Here is a 15,583-nt window from a genome sequence, read left to right on the forward strand (position 1 = left end):
ATTTATTTTACTTATTCAGTTATTATTTATTTCATGATGATGTCATTAATTTTATTCAGCAGATCCTGTCTCATTTTTGAATTTCTTTGATCAAGAAGAATGATGAAACCCCAGTTTTTAGCCCTGTTGTAGCATATAATAGATGATTGTCCCATAGAATCTCCTGATTTTAAATAAAGGATATCTGCCCCCTCTGTGGCTATATTCAATCCTAATCCCATTTCTCTTTTTTCGTCTTTATAGAAAAGCTTTTCTGTAAGGATAGCTGCTTTACCGATGTTTGTTTCATTATTTAAAAGCTCTTTTAAATAAGTAACCATATCAGAGGCACTTGATTTAATCAATCCGGCAGGAGCTGTAATATTCCACTTAAAAAACTCTTGTATGCCTCCATCAGGATTATGGGCAACAGTTCTGTTTTTTACATTAAAATCTTTAGTAAGTGTATTGCTCATCTGTAGAGGCTCTATTATGTTGGCTCTGATGATTTCATCGTAGCTCTTGCCATACACCTTTTCTAATATTTGTCCCAGCAGAGTATATCCTATGGTAGAATAGCGATATTTCCCATAATCAGTAAGTTCACTGCAATTATTGATGATATCAGCTAATGTTTTTTGAGTTACATTATTTACAGGCTGCTGAGGATCAAGTTGTATCAGCTTTGCGAAATCAATATCAGGTAAGCCGGACTGGTGAGAAGCCAGATCTGATATTTTTATTTTATTTCTAAGGTTTTTATGAAGAGTATAATCTTTTGGAAGATAATTGTCTATATAATCATCTAATTTTAATTTGTGGTCAAGAGCAGCTTGTGCTATTAAATTTGAAGTTAGAATTTTAGTAATCGATGCAATTTCAAAGATGGAATTTTTATTAATTTTAATTGGGCTCTCTGCATTTAGATTACCATAGGCTGTATAGTATTCCTCATTATTTTTGATGAAGCCAAAGCTGATAGATACATTAGGATTCTTTTGATAATTATCCTTGATTAATGAATCTATCTTTTGAGAAATATTTTGTCCAAAAGTAAAAGTGCTTACTAATAATAGTACTGCTAAAAGTTTAAATGAAGTTTTCATTGTATCGTTATTTATGGTTAAACATTATTACGATACAAATGTGAGAAAGGAGCTTATCCTATGCGACCGAATAAAAGTATTTGAACGGATTTGTTCAAAAAAATAAGTACGGATACTTTAAAAAAAGGTACGAGTAATTACAAAGCGCTGGATTGTAGTGATTTACGATACGCTGTGGGCGTGTCTCCTGTATGCTTTTTAAAAGCAGTATTAAAAGAAGATTTTGAATTAAAACCAACTTCATATAAGATTTCAAGAATAGTTACCTTAGTTTTTGTAACATCTTTTAAAATATCCATAGCATATTCTATACGATAGGTATTCACGAAATCATAAAAATGCTGTCCTAATTGGTGATTGATTAAAACCGATAATTCGCGGGTAGGAATTCCAACATCATCAGAAATATTCTGAATCGTTAGGGAAGGATTCAGAAATGGTTTTTCTGCTGTCATAAAGTGCTTTAATTTCAGCAATTCTTCATTGTACTTTTGTTCATATACAGCTTCAGGTTCATTCTTTTTTTCCTCTGAAACAATAACTGAAACAAGCTTTAATTTTGAATTGATGTTTCTAAACAGATCCGGATTATTAAGAGCTTTAAATAAGTACCAGCACACAATAAACAATTGAGAGGCCAGTAATCCAATTTTTATCCACTCTGAGATGTTGGGATAATCTGAAAATTTTAGAACATTTTTTAAAAAGGCAGTTAAATAGACAACAGTAAGCACAATGGTAAACTGAAATAGCCAGTTATAAGAATTAACGTTGGTACTGGAGTAATTCTCAAGATATAATTTTTTTGTTTTCCTCAATAGCATAAAAACAGCAGTAAAATAAATAACTATCTGAATAGGAAGAAGGATATGAGTGAAGTGAATTTCTATCATATCCTGACGATTCATAATAAAATTAATTTTGGAAGCTGTATCTACTGAATAAAAACGAGGGATCAAAGCTATATTTGCAGCCAAAAAGGGAAGCAGATGGATAAGATACTTTGGCTTGAACTTAAAATCAGAATAGCAAACCGATAATATATACAGATAAAAGGTTGGAATTTGCAGAAAGGCAATAGAAATTCTGAACATCCCCAGATTGGAAGGACCATCTGTTATTAGATTGAATAAGGGTTCGCTAGTATCTATTGCAGTAATGATGAGGAAACAAGCAAAAAGAGAATTGCTTGTTTTATGCTTCGTTTTAACTGTAAGAAGAAAAAAGGCAAGAAATAATGAAATGAACAAAGAGATTATTGTTACAATAATTAATAAATTACTCTTATCCATTTTTTATTTTTTTGTTCATAGTTAGGTAGTTTTGGTGGTTTGTAACTGAGCTTTCCGCGACAAAAATGATGTCTTGAAATTCAAACTCAAACTTTGCAAATATAAACATTAGATTGGATTTGTATACTTTTTTGTAAGAAAGGAATTATGTCTGAAACTATTGCCAGAGAGACCTGATGTAAATTGTCTGCTCTTGGCTGCAGCTGTCAATTCTATTTTATCTTTTAATATTTATTTTCTTTTTCAGGATATTAAAATTTAACAAATGTATCATCAATTAAAACTGAAAGCGTCAACATATGTTGATCTTTTTTAAAATGTTGAAATCTATTTTTGCTTCCATATTTCGAAACAAAAAATATAATAAGCATAATGAAAAATATACTGTTGAATTTATCCACACTCTGCATGGGATTTCTGGCTTTCTCACAAAATAATCATCAAAGTAAAACCTTGAAACAAAATAATATGAACACAATTATTCACAAAAATCCTAAAACTCTTTTTGATCCTACTCCGTTTGCTTTTTCACACGCTGCAACGAATAGTGTTGCAGGTAAATATGTATTCATATCCGGACAGAGCGGTGGAGAAGACCTTAAGCACAGTCTTTCTAAAGATTTTAGAACTCAGGTTCAGTATTCCCTGAAAAATTTGGAAACAGTACTTGCTGATGATGGATTAGGAGTTGGTGATGTTCTTAAGATTACGATATTAATTGTGGATCATGATCAGGAGAAACTTAAAATATGGACAGAAGAAATGCACAAAACCTGGAAAAACAATAAATTCCCGGCAAGTACCTTAATCCCGGTTCCGAGATTGGCATTGGATGACATGCTGATAGAAGTGGATGCCATAGCTTTTAAAAAAAATATAACAGATTAATAATATAATTCCACGGTATTTTATCATGAAATACCGTGGAATTTTTATATATTTTATCCTTTGTGATAAGGACATCCGGAAGCGGAATCCGAACTTCCGTAAGGAGCAAAGAACTGCTCTTCGATTACTTTTCTCTGATCTTCAGGAATATCTTCCAGCTTACGAAGCGTATTGGTCTGGATATGCGGCCAGCTTGTTGTACCACCGTCATTTCCGAAATCAAATTCGAAGAATACGATTTGCTCGTACTGAAGCTGAAGGATTTCTTTACCATCCTCAATTACCGTTTCAATCCACATATTCATATCCACCTCAACAGTTGGTACAAAGCGATTCACGAACGGAACGTTTAAAATTCCTCCCTGAGCTCCTGTCTTCATTTTGGAAGACATCTTAATATGAACATAGTTGGTCACTTCCTGACCTCTTAACGTATCCCGAAGTCGTAAGTCAGGCCTTACAGAATATGGATACAGATCGTCCGCCAGAATACGTTGTGTATAAATTTTGTTGGAACCCGGGTCATTCTCATCGGTTAATGTTTCATGCACCCATGCCGGAGCCGGCTGATCCAGGTCGATAGGACGAGTAGGGCTGGCTCCTGCGCCCCCCATTGTAGGAGAAATCGCAAGATGGTCAGGATCCCAGGTAGCATCACCATAAGGGAATTCAGGGAAACCGTTTACCAGATATTCGCCGTTTTTGGTAATAATATCTCCCAGCAAAGTAATTGTACTTCCGTGAGGAATAACGCCGCTTCGTGAAATAGAGTAGTCCGGAATAAAGTAAGGACCATCCATTCCTGCTCCGGGCTTTAATTCCTGAGCTGGAATAATCTCATAATATTCCTGCCCCGGAAGAAGCTGGCTTTGAAGAATATATTTCTTTTCCTGTCCGTCCGGAGAAACTCTTACAAGAGGTTCATCTCTGTATTTTCCCGTATAACCATAGTTATCATAATCTTCTTGTGAAAAAGCGTGAATACCACGATCTCTTTCAATAGATTCTTTTGTAGCTGCATGGTTGTACATATCACTTAACCACAGAAACATTCCGTTTTCCTCATGAATAGGAGTATAATATCTCTGATCATCCTGTCCGTTTACGGTATTTACACTTTTGATGGTTTGTTCATATTTAACAGCCCCGCAGAAAAGTTCACTGGCACCCCCACGGTTACGTACTCCGCCGGGCACAATGGAAAATGTAAGCTTTTCAATATATTCCTCACAGTCAAAAGCGAATTTACCGGGAATTGTACCTGAATTGGTTCCCGGAGAAGGCATGATGGTTGTATGAATCCCACTCGCTAATGAAGGAGCTTTAACATTTTTATTATAATTGGCATTATAGCTTACCCAGGTTCCATCTAACGCTTTCAGGATACCATAGTCTACATTATTACCGATTTCCTGAAGGTTTGCTTCTTTGAATGGTCTTACCGGATCATCAATAAGAAGTTTGGAGTATCCGTCCATAATTTGTTCCAGAACTCCCTCGTTTTCATTAAAACTCTTGCGGAATAGCTTGCCTCCCGTTTCGAGGCTTTCTGTTTTTCTTTTAAGCATGATATATAGTTTTTATGGTTATAAATTGATGTATTCAAACGTTGGACCTGCATTATTCTGAGAATCCAACGGCTGTTTCATTAAGTTAACGGCCTGCTCTTTCAGGGCATACATGTACATAATTGATTTTTCAAGCTCTCTATGATTGCCTTCTACTGCGCTTTGAATGGCATCCAGCAGTCGTTTATATGTTTTGTTGAATTCAACCCCCTGCGCATGCAGCTCTTTATTGCCGGTATAATCGCTTAGTTTAGGGTTGGGTTTCATAGGATATGCCTGGCTCCAGTCTACAGGTAAAGCTTTTCCTGTAGGTGGCGTTATTACAGGCATCATCCCATTTTCATCCATAAAAGGTTTATAATTTCCTCCTACATAAAAATGTTCATGGAATACTTCCTTAAATCTGAAATAATGGGCCAGTTCTGCACCTTCTTCAAATTGTGACGGATCAACATCAAAAATAGAATCATCAGCACCTTCACCTTGCCCTTTGATTTCCTGGAAAACAGCAATTACTCCGTCCAAAGCCTCCACAAAATGTAGTTTTCCGCCGCTTCCGTAATATTGCTCAGGGCGGATCTGTTTCGAAGGATCTCCTGTGAAAATTCCTCCCTTATTTATATCCTCAAAACTTTTAGGAAGACTTCCATGCTCTTCGAAATAAGCAATGATTTGGAAAACAACAATATAAAAGAACAATACATCATAGTATTCACCAATGGTATGAACATTTTTCATGATAAAGTCTTTCATATTGTCCAGTGTCCAGAAATTATTTTCCTGTACTGCTGTTCTTTGAGTGAATGAAGAGACAGATTCTGTTTCCTGATCATATTTCGGAGCTTTTACCAAAGGACTGCTTGGGCTTTCAATAGCGATAAATGTAGCAATACTGTTTGTAGAGAATTTTTCCAGCCCTACATAAAAATCCACATTCATTGGAAGTTTCATCGGGTAAGTAGGGTAGTTTTGGGATTGATTTACAGAAGGCTGAATATCAATGGCATTCAAAACATTACAAACCATAATCAGGTGAAGCATTTCTTCCACGGCAACGCTTCTGATGATCTGTGAAGCCAAAGCATTTGTTCCGTCTTTAATCGAATATAAAGCTGTCAGATAAGGCGGAATTGTAGAATGCTCAATTAAGATTGCCGTTTGTAAAAGGTCCTGTAAAACAGGCCGGTATTTAATCTTCGTTGAATCTTTTTTGGCTTCCGGAACAGCCAGACTGAATTGTGAGCTTAAATACTGATTAAATTCATCAATCTGATCATTCAGTAAAAGATTCGTTACTGCTTTGCTGTGATGTTTTAATCCTTCAATCCAGTCTTCCTTACTGATTCCCGAATCAAATAATAAGGATTGTAAAGAAAGGGGTTCTGTAACAACAGCATTTCTGCCTGCCAGGTTAGTTCCTTTTGACAGAGTTGTTTCCTGGGACTGTTCAGTTTTATTGATAAGTCTTTGTCTCATGTTTCTATTTTTTAAGTTGAATTTCCAGATCGGTAAGGATAGCCTCCACCGAACGGATTGTAAATGCTGATAATGTTAAAGTAGGATTTGAAGTTCCGAGTGTAGTCATATTTCCTGCTCCTACAATGTATAGATTCGGATGATCCCAGGATTTGCAATGACTGTTGGTTACAGAATCATCAGGCGTTGAGCCCATTCTGTGAGTGCCTACAATATGGCCGGCGCCGTTGTAAGAATATCTCACGCCGTTGTACATCACAGAGTTTTTATCTGCTTCGGTATACCTGGTGAAATCTTCAATTCCTAATCTTTCAAACATCTGGTCTGAAGCGTGTTTTGCTTGTTCCATCGCTTTCTTTTCATAGTCTGTCAGTTCATAATGAATAACAGGGCGGGGAATTCCAAGAACATCCATGTATTCATCATTAATCGTAACTCTGTTATTGGGGTTTGGTAATTGCTCGATTTCAAAATGGAACAACACCTGTCTTGAAAGTCTTGATGTAAGAGCTTCTTTCAGTTCAGCTCCGAAAAGTCCTTTTCCGATAAATTCGGCAACATCTGAGCCCGGGGAAAATGCCGGCCAGCCCCAGCCCCAGTTGTCAAGCGGAGAGATCCAGGCTGAAAAATCACCTCTGAAATTTCCGTCACGGAAAGACGAAATATTGGTAGTAGAACCAGGACCTCTGTATGGATAAACAGGTTCAGGGAAAAGCCCCCAGGTGAGCATTACCATATGATCCATTAAGTTTCTTCCTACCTGATCACTGCGGTTGGCAACGGTTTTTTCAACTTTCTTACCGTTTTCAGTAACCGTGTATTTTGAGTTCAGGAGGATTTTTGGATTTTCAAAAGCATTTGCTGCCAGAATAACAATAGAATCCGAAGTGTCCATTACTTCTTCAACAAAATCTGTTTTCTCTTTTGAAATATATCTTCTCAGATGAACTTTGGATATTTTATCCTTATCATTCTGATCAACACTTAATCTGTACACCACACTCTGAGCCTGAACCTGCATGTATGGATTACGTGTAAGGTTATCATTTTCATTAAGTTTGTATAGTGCTTTTTTCAGTGTCTTTAAAGCATTGTATTTTGCCTGAACCGGGCAGATAGGAACACAGGAAGCATTTCCTTCGCAACGTTCTCCCATATAAGGATTCCACACAGAACCAAGTGCTTTGTATTCTTCTTTTTCAGAGCTGTCCAGAAACAGTTTGTACCCAGTTTGTATAGTTTCTGCCTTAATAAGTCTTGTTTTCCCGTATTTTGGATTAGGAATAGAATTTCTTCCCTGCGGAGACGGAACTAAAAGCAAAGGAATATCTCCGGAACTTAACTTTACACTTGTCCCTTTAAGACCTTCACTGATCTTATGATCCATATAACTCTGAGGAATCTCTTCCATTGGGAAGACATACTTTCCGTAATAGTTTTCTGTGGTTTCCTCAATAGGATATTCCTGTTTTGAAACATCTCCGGAAACCCCGATTTCAAACTCAGCCATTTCATAATAAGGTTTTAAGTCTCCATATTCTATTGGCCAGTTGATGGATGTTTTTTCCTTAGAATCCGGTTTGTCTATCATGATCCCATATTTTTCAGTAAGTCTGAAATCGTTAGGAAGCATTCTTGGTGTAGTTCCCAGCCAGTGAAGGGTAGTACCGCCTCCAACTCTGATGGCATCACTCGCGAACGGCATTGGTCCAAACTGAACCAGATATCCGTTTTTACCCGGAAATGGAGGTGTGATATGTTCCATATCCAGCACATTTGGAGATGGAGCCTGCTTCAGATTCGGATAAGGTGAATTGGGAACTTTGGCTTCCTCCATAAAGAAAGTACGGATATAGTCATTATAAGTGGTCATTGAAGATACGGAATCCAGCTCCAGACCGGCTTCTAATCCGGCTTCATACATCAGTATTGAAATTTCACGGATATTATCAGATTTTCCGGCATCCGCACGGTGAATCATTTTCCCTTTTGTAACATCAAATACGTGATCGGTAAGCAGCTTGGCGATTAGTGATCCTGCGATTCCCGTTCCTACGATGATCACATCTTTTTTATTGTTGATTGAGCTCATGAGTGGGTGTTTACAGGTTTAATATTCCAGGATTTATAGCCAGGCTGTTTCGCTCCCGGCGGATGAGAATGCATCAGATTCCAGACCATGCCTTCTTTGTAAGAAAGATCATTAACGTAGGCATTATCCCAAGTACCAAGAAGCCACATGGTAATCACTTTTCCGGCCATATCATTCATTCCGGAATGCGATATAATTTCATGAGTAATCGCCTTTTTCAGTTGGTCGCTGTCTGAAGATTTTTCAAGAACATCTTTAGAAATAGTAAGGAATTCTACGAATGTAGCTGCCTCCAAACTCTTCAGGATGTACTTGTAATAGGTTTCTGCCAGACCTGTGGATTGTAATTCGTTTACAGAAAACCCTGTAAGCGCTTCCGAGATGGACATAAACACGTCGAAATAGTAATCATCGACGTTGAGAATTTTGTTAATAATATTCATTTCGTTTAAAATTTGAGGGTTACAATAACTTCATCTCTTTTTCAAGAGATACTTACATGGAATGAGCCATGAGCAGGTGCAAAATTTGAGGAAAAATGATTTAAATTTAAGATCAGTTTACTACCTAACTGTTCCGGAATCTCCCGGGTGTCATTTCAGAACCCATCTCTTTTCTCAGAAATGGTTTTTTGCTTGCTAAAGTGTTCATTACTATCAATTTTTGTTACTCCGAAATTAATTAGATCCGGGAAAATTAGATTCAGTATTTCTACGTAATTTTTATTTTAGTTTTCTTGAAATATTTTTAAAATTACTTTAAATAGAGGGGTTAAGCGTGTTTTGTTTTCACTTAGTTTAGAATTAATTTAAATAATGTGGTATCAGATTCAAAATAATTTTGTTTGAATAATTGATAGAAATAAATGAAGCCCATATTATTATCAAATAGGTGTTTTTTTCTTAAAAAAAATGTTAACTTTATGCTGATAGTCATATCATTATAAAGAACTAAAAACCGAAAACCGTTATGCATGAAAATGATAATTTAGAAACTATTTTATCAATTACTTCAGCAAGTTTATCGCAGCAAAAATGTGTTCTGGTATTGGGGCCGGACATTTATATGAACGCCGAAGTTGAAAATAAAGTAATTGACAGGACAGAGTTTTTTCTTAAACTTCAGAAAGAAAATGATAACATCACTTTCTTTCCTACGGATGGAGTGATGATATTTCCGGATGTGGATATCCATAAAATGCAGCAAGTTGTCAGAAAGTTTTATTCCGGAGATGGAGATATTCAGTTATTGGAAACGATTTCCAAAATAAGATTTCCTTTGATTATTAATGCTTCCCCGGATGAATCATTATTCCGGTATTTATATAAACTGGACAATAGTGTTCAGGAAGATTATTTTGAAGGTGATCTTGATGAAAACAAGGTTATTGCATTTGATAGAAATAAACCGTTGATATACAATGTTTTTGGCAAGTCTTCAGATCCTCAAAGCTTAATTATCTCCCACGATCTTTTATACAGGAGAATGCAGGAAATTCTTCCTCCCAACTCTTTTCCCAATGCGATCAGAACCTACTTGCAAAAAGCAAATAGTTTTCTGTTTCTCGGCTTCAGGTTTGATTCCTGGGCATATCAGCTGCTCAGTTATAAGATATTTAATGAAAAGAATAAAGATCCGGGTAAGATCAGGCTCAGCAGCAGCCCACAATATATAAAGGATAAAATGATCAATTCTATAATGACCAAACCTTTAGGTATAAGCATTACCGCCAGCCCTCCTCTTCAGATACTGAATACACTTATTCAAATAATCAATGAGTCTGGTTCTACTGATCTGTTAAGAGATACCGGTATGCAGGACAAATTCAGCTCTTTCATTTCTTACAACAGAAGAAATAAGCTGTTTCTGGAGATTCTTTTAGAAAGATTCAAAAAGAAAGTAGAAGAAATGAATGTAAAGGAAAATACTAAAACCGAACTACAGCTATTATATGATACTCAGGATTTGGGATATGGACAAAGCATTGATTCTTTTATGACCAGAATTGGCAAGGGAAAAACCGTTATAATGATAGTAAGTGAAGAATATCTGAAATCTTACTATTGTATGACTGAAGCCTTGCGCGTAAACGAACATCATAAGTTTGATGAAAGGGTATTTTACATTCTGGTTACAAATAACCTTATTCTTGATTTTAAAAACCTTGATGAAAGTATAGAATATTACTACGATTACTGGCAAAGTAAACTTACTGAAACAGCTTCCAGAGAAGGGGCAGATCAGGAAAGAATTATCGGTTATGTTCTTATCAGAGATTTTATTAAAAAATTTATAAAGAATATTTCAGATATGAATAATTATGTAGTTGATATGAATGAAGTGGAAGAAGAATCTCTTGACGGGTTTATCCTGCAATTAATCAACAAAATGAAAGAAGAGTTATGAATGCCAATTATAGATTCCCAGGTTTAAATGCTTATTCAAAAAAGGATGCTTCTATCTTTAAGGGCAGATATGATGATTCTCAGAATCTTTTTGACCGCTTGCTTTTAAATAAAACAACCGTTTTTCATGCTGAGTCAGGCATTGGGAAAAGCTCATTGATTCAGGCAGGCCTGCTGCCTCTCATAGACAGATATAATGAGGAGGTTTCCTGTGAAATTATTCCCATCGAAATAAAACTTACAGAGGTTGTAAATGATCCGGAAAATAACAATCGTCTTCTGGTTGATTTTGTATTTAATAAAATTTATGAGAAAATTCCATCGTTAAAGCAAAATCCTTTTTTACTTATTCCGGATATGGTCAGATCATTATGGTTAATGAATAAGCAGTGCGAAACAACAGGGCAGTATTTAGTATTGATTTTTGACCAATTTGAAAACATTCAGATTTTTACTAAAAAACAGATTGATTATTTTAAAAAAGAATTGTTTTATCTTCTGGGTTCAAAAATTCCGGCAGAAATTTATTCTTTTATAGAAGAAGGACTTAATATAGAAAGCAATTTACAGCTTTCCATTCGGGAAGAATATAATTTTTTTAGTGTTCCCGGCAGAGCTAAATGTCTCTTTGTTGTAAGAGAAGATAAGCTGGGGGTAATGACAAGGTTTAGTGATCTTTTTCCGGATATTTTGAAAAATGATTTTGCTATTGAACCACTTACAAAGAAAGATGCTTTCCAGGCTATTAACGAGCCGGCAGGCATTGAAGGGAATTATTATTCCAAACCTTTTTACTTTAAAGATGACAATATTTTAAAAGAATTAATAGAAAAAATTGCGGATGGTGATACCCATTTGGTAGATCCCATACAACTTCAGATCGTTGCCCGCGATATAGAAAGAAATATAGTTATTGGAAAAGGAAAAACGGTTATTGAGGAAAGTGATATTCCGGAAGTTTCAGATATTATCAGAAAATTCTATGATGATTGCTGGGATACTGTTTCTCATGATTTCGGTTTAAAAGAGAATGAAATTTTCGATGTAAAAAAAGTAGTAGTTCCTCAATTGATTTCTAACGGCAGAAGAGACTTGATTATTACGACGAAAATTCCTGAAGGAAACCCCACAAATGCAATGCATACCCTCAAAAAAGAAGGATTGATACGGGAAGTGATTTCTGATGGAAATACCTTTTATCAGCTCACTCATGACCGATTGGTAGATCCTGTAAAGAATGATATCTTAAGGATTGAAGAAAGAGACAGGGTAGCTGAAGAAGTTAGAATTGCGAATGAGGAAACAGAAAAAATGAATAACAGGCTGGAACGAACGTTAAAAAAACTGATGAGGTTTCGCTTGGCATTTGGATTACTTATTTTGGCTATTATATTGTGTTTTATTTATGTTCCCCAATATTTTAACAAGGAAAAAGATTCTGCTATCAGTTCAATAATAAATTCTTTGGCATCTGTTGACAAGAAAAATGATTACTATTTACGGTTTCTGGAAAATAAAGATTTTAAAAATGCAATTATATTTTATTGCCTTACAGGAACTTATACGGATAAAGATGTGAGAGGGAAATATAATAGCAAAACTGTACAGGATACTCTAAAAGCCGGATTAAGAGCAGATTATTTATTTTCTATTGGAAAATATGATCAGGCTATGGCTGATTATGAAAAAGTGATTTCTTATATAAGAAACCACAAAGGGAATACTGCCAAAATATACAATATCGTGAGTAGTTATTATGCATCAGTATATGCTTTCAGAGATTGGGTAATAGCAAGGCAGGATTCTACGGATGTAAGAGCGTCTAAAAATATAGGGCTGGAAAATGTAGGAATCAATGTGCTGCCGGATGAGATCAAAGAATTTAAATCTCTGGAAAATCTGCAATTGAAAGGCAATAATTTTGAAACCATACCTCCTAATATTTTAAGCATCCAAACGATCAGGGAAATTAATCTTCAGAATAATAAAATATCAGTTATTCCAAAAGAAATATCAAAGTTAGTTAACCTTGAAACACTATATCTTAATCAAAATTCAATAACAACAATTCCAAAAGAACTTTGTACCATGAGATCGTTAAGATATTTAACACTAAACAATAATCAGATCTTAATCATACCGGATGAAATTAAAGAATTAAAGAACTTAGATGCATTATCTTTATCCGGGAATCTTTTTTCTGAATTCCCTTTAATGACTTTAGAACTCGAATCTTTAAAAAAACTTTATCTCAACAACTGTATTGCAATAAGACTTCCAGATTTGAATTTATTAAAACAAAAATTCTCCACATCAGCCATAGAAAGAATTGATTTTATGAATAATCCTGTAAAACTGAAAGGAGAATTTTATAATAAGGACGGAAAGAAAATTGTAATTAACCAGTAAATTATTCGGATTGATAAGTTTCTTTAAATACGTCTTTTTCTATTCTGTATATTCCGGATTCATCGAAAGCCAGAACTAAGTAATCGTTTTCGGTAACCAGCATGCTTTGGCTCCATTGGGCTTCAATATGAGATGTCTTATCTGTATCAAAAATATTATAGAACTCTGAAAGATTATGTTTTTTTATATTTTCTGCCGTTAACTGAATGGCATGTACAGGTATTTTAACAGGATTATAGTATAAATAGCCTTCGCTGTCCATATCATTGCTATGGAGTTTATATCTTGTATCAAACTTTTCTTTCGATAGAATATATTTTTCTTTATGACCCGTGTCGTTTTTAATAATATAATCCCCTTTTCCTGCATAATTAACAGTTTCTGTTTTTCCTCCGATTACAGATTTGACTTCCTGGCTGGTTTCTGCAGCTTTTGCATATACTCCTTTTATTTTATAGTATTTCTTTCCATACTTTAAGATAAGATCCGAATATTTAACCATAAGCTCTTCCTGCTTAATAGATTGCGGCTTAAAAGTAGTACTCAGAAATTCTGTAACAGAAGTATTGATTTTTTTATGGATACTTTTTTTGATACAGCCGGAAAACAATGAGACTGCAAAGCCAATAAGTTTGTTTTGCTTTTTGACCTGAGAAGCAATAGAGGGATAAGTGTTGTCTATGATGACTCTTAATCTCTCCTCAATTTTACTGTTAATTTTTTTGAACTCCTGTATACTGAGTCCTTTGTACACTGGTACCGGTATTTCATCACTACGTTTATACTTAAGCAGTAACAGATCAGGAATATAAGGGAACCTGAGATCTTGATTTTTGTCCGGGATCTTATAATTAGCGTCATAGCCAAATATTTCCTTTTGATCAGGAGTGAGCTGAGTACCGGTTTCCTTTTCAAATTCTGAAAAATCATTCCCAAAATAATACCTTAGAAAGGTCTGGCAGTTTTTTCTTCCCAGCTGATAATCATGTTCTCTGAAAGACTTTTTAAAAAAGCCTGAAAATCCTTCAATCAATCCGCTTGCTAAAAAGTAAAATCCTCTTTTGGAAGGATAAATTAGAAATCTGGATCGCTCCATGTCTAACGCGCTTAAAATATCTTCCTGCTTAAACATAGACTGGTTTCTGAATGTACCGATAAGTTTAAATATAAGGTCTTTTAAATTATTTTGAGATATTTCCTCCTGGCCGGGAATAGAACTGGCATTGGTAATATTAGGAAACGGATCTACAAGAATGTAATAGTCTTTATCCTCTTTATGATAGTTTTGTATTTTGGATTGCATTAATTTTACAACCGTTCCTAGAGGTTCGTTATTGATAGCACCGCCATCAACAGCTGTAAATGAATACTGTTTTCCCTGAGGATCTACGGCAACATCCATCTTATACTTATCAAGCAGATTCTGTTTAAATTTTAAAAAGTAATCATTCGAAACATGAATAACTCTATTTTTCAATCCAAAAGGAAAAGCTCCCGTTGCCATAGCTGCATGAGACAGGTAATCTTTATTATTGTTTAATAAAATATCTGATGGGAAATCACAATTTATATTGGTATGGGAATTGGTGGAGAAAGTATAATGCAAAAAACCACTATGCATTCTCAAAACATTTCTGGTAGGATTGTTCTGGCTGATATTAGCAAACTTTATATCAATGGGAACGCCCTGTACATTGGTTACAGACAAAAGCAGATTGAGATTTTTGCTTATAAAGTTGGGCGGATTGTAATTAATTCCCTCTTTAGGAACTGCTGCTTTAGCAATATCGTCAATCACTTGTGAATTTAAGAGCGATTTCATATCCCACAATGAAGGTTTCTCTTTTTTGATATCACTGGTATCCAGCAGTTTTTCCAGAGTGCTGATTCCTTTTTCATCATCATCTACCATTTCAATCCAGGATTGATACAATTTTGACTTTTGAAAATTATGGTCAGGAATTGTATAGTTATAATCAGCAATATCATTATTTACCTTATTACAATAGGTATTATCACAAAAGGAGTATCCAAGTATAGCTCCGGTCATTCCTCCTGCAGATGCTCCTGAAATAATTTCAATAACAACATTATGAAGGGGAATTTTAAGTTCTTCTGCCGAAAGCTCTTCATTACGCTTTACCTTTTCTCTGATTTTTACCTTTTCTTTTTCCCACCGCTCCAGTGTTTCAATAAGATAATCCATGACACCTGCAGTGTAAGCCCCTGCAGATACAGCTCCTGCGAGGCATAACCCTAATCTGATCGTTTTTGTTTCCATTGTTGTTAGTTTTTATAAATGTAGTCTTTTATTATAAATATTGATAGATGTTTGAACCATATATTATCAACTGCGTACAAAATATAA

General features: G+C 35.1%; 10 protein-coding genes. 3 read left to right on the forward strand and 7 right to left on the reverse strand.

From position 1 onward, the window contains the following. Nucleotides 1–26 precede the first annotated feature (26 nt). Both F3J23_RS04995 and F3J23_RS05000 read right to left on the reverse strand, forming a co-directional pair. Complete coding sequence (locus F3J23_RS04995; RefSeq protein ID WP_167025079.1) at nt 27–1,085, reverse strand: serine hydrolase domain-containing protein; 1,059 nt, start codon at nt 1,083–1,085, stop codon at nt 27–29. 137 nt (nt 1,086–1,222) lie between these two features. Further along, a complete protein-coding gene (locus tag F3J23_RS05000; RefSeq protein ID WP_167025082.1) occupies nt 1,223–2,377 on the reverse strand; it encodes a helix-turn-helix domain-containing protein in 1,155 nt (384 codons plus the stop codon). Nucleotides 2,378–2,845: 468 nt separating this feature from the next. Between F3J23_RS05000 and F3J23_RS05005 the strand changes: the two genes are divergently transcribed. After that, on the forward strand, nt 2,846–3,265 hold the full coding sequence (locus tag F3J23_RS05005; RefSeq protein WP_167025085.1) for a RidA family protein: 420 nt from the start codon (nt 2,846–2,848) through the stop codon (nt 3,263–3,265). Nucleotides 3,266–3,318: 53 nt separating this feature from the next. On the opposite strand, the gene F3J23_RS05010 is transcribed toward F3J23_RS05005, so the two are convergent. From F3J23_RS05010 to F3J23_RS05025, 4 genes are read right to left on the reverse strand one after another with little or no spacing between them, the layout of a single operon-like run. Continuing rightward, nucleotides 3,319–4,833 carry a peroxidase, FMP-type gene (locus F3J23_RS05010; RefSeq protein WP_167025088.1) on the reverse strand — a complete coding sequence of 505 codons (1,515 nt, stop codon included), beginning with the start codon at nt 4,831–4,833 and terminating at the stop codon, nt 3,319–3,321. 18 nt (nt 4,834–4,851) lie between these two features. Continuing rightward, on the reverse strand, nt 4,852–6,309 hold the full coding sequence (locus F3J23_RS05015) for a ferritin-like domain-containing protein (protein ID WP_167025091.1): 1,458 nt from the start codon (nt 6,307–6,309) through the stop codon (nt 4,852–4,854). Nucleotides 6,310–6,313: 4 nt separating this feature from the next. Next, nucleotides 6,314–8,401: a GMC oxidoreductase gene (locus F3J23_RS05020; protein WP_167025094.1), complete on the reverse strand. Its 2,088-nt coding sequence runs from the start codon at nt 8,399–8,401 to the stop codon at nt 6,314–6,316. Next, on the reverse strand, nt 8,398–8,844 hold the full coding sequence (locus F3J23_RS05025) for a hypothetical protein (RefSeq protein WP_167025097.1): 447 nt from the start codon (nt 8,842–8,844) through the stop codon (nt 8,398–8,400). The genes F3J23_RS05020 and F3J23_RS05025 overlap by 4 nt, the downstream gene beginning before the upstream one ends. A 526-nt stretch (nt 8,845–9,370) precedes the next feature. Here F3J23_RS05025 and F3J23_RS05030 point away from each other — a divergent pair. Together F3J23_RS05030 and F3J23_RS05035 are read left to right on the forward strand one after the other, a co-directional pair. After that, a complete protein-coding gene (locus tag F3J23_RS05030; RefSeq protein WP_167025101.1) occupies nt 9,371–10,807 on the forward strand; it encodes a toll/interleukin-1 receptor domain-containing protein in 1,437 nt (478 codons plus the stop codon). Next, complete coding sequence (locus F3J23_RS05035; RefSeq protein ID WP_167025104.1) at nt 10,804–13,215, forward strand: leucine-rich repeat domain-containing protein; 2,412 nt, start codon at nt 10,804–10,806, stop codon at nt 13,213–13,215. Before F3J23_RS05030 ends, F3J23_RS05035 begins: the two co-directional genes overlap by 4 nt. 1 nt (nt 13,216) lies before the next feature. Here F3J23_RS05035 and F3J23_RS05040 read toward each other — a convergent pair whose 3' ends face one another. Then, the gene (locus F3J23_RS05040) at nt 13,217–15,496 is read right to left on the reverse strand and encodes a patatin-like phospholipase family protein (protein ID WP_167025106.1); all 2,280 of its coding nucleotides are present in this window, start codon (nt 15,494–15,496) and stop codon (nt 13,217–13,219) included. Between the last annotated feature and the right edge of the window lie 87 nt (nt 15,497–15,583).

It is taken from the genome of Chryseobacterium sp. Tr-659 (genome assembly GCF_011752975.1).
Taxonomy (GTDB): domain Bacteria; phylum Bacteroidota; class Bacteroidia; order Flavobacteriales; family Weeksellaceae; genus Chryseobacterium.

What these genes read in the sequence shown, in the direction of transcription:
- F3J23_RS04995 (WP_167025079.1), bottom strand. Translation starts at nt 1,085, where the DNA reads ATGAAAACTTCATTTAAACTTTTAGCAGTACTATTATTAGTAAGCACT.
- F3J23_RS05015 (WP_167025091.1), bottom strand. Translation starts at nt 6,309, where the DNA reads ATGAGACAAAGACTTATCAATAAAACTGAACAGTCCCAGGAAACAACT.
- F3J23_RS05030 (WP_167025101.1), top strand. Translation starts at nt 9,371, where the DNA reads ATGCATGAAAATGATAATTTAGAAACTATTTTATCAATTACTTCAGCA.
- F3J23_RS05010 (WP_167025088.1), bottom strand. Translation starts at nt 4,833, where the DNA reads ATGCTTAAAAGAAAAACAGAAAGCCTCGAAACGGGAGGCAAGCTATTC.
- F3J23_RS05000 (WP_167025082.1), bottom strand. Translation starts at nt 2,377, where the DNA reads ATGGATAAGAGTAATTTATTAATTATTGTAACAATAATCTCTTTGTTC.
- F3J23_RS05025 (WP_167025097.1), bottom strand. Translation starts at nt 8,844, where the DNA reads ATGAATATTATTAACAAAATTCTCAACGTCGATGATTACTATTTCGAC.
- F3J23_RS05035 (WP_167025104.1), top strand. Translation starts at nt 10,804, where the DNA reads ATGAATGCCAATTATAGATTCCCAGGTTTAAATGCTTATTCAAAAAAG.
- F3J23_RS05005 (WP_167025085.1), top strand. Translation starts at nt 2,846, where the DNA reads ATGAACACAATTATTCACAAAAATCCTAAAACTCTTTTTGATCCTACT.
- F3J23_RS05020 (WP_167025094.1), bottom strand. Translation starts at nt 8,401, where the DNA reads ATGAGCTCAATCAACAATAAAAAAGATGTGATCATCGTAGGAACGGGA.
- F3J23_RS05040 (WP_167025106.1), bottom strand. Translation starts at nt 15,496, where the DNA reads ATGGAAACAAAAACGATCAGATTAGGGTTATGCCTCGCAGGAGCTGTA.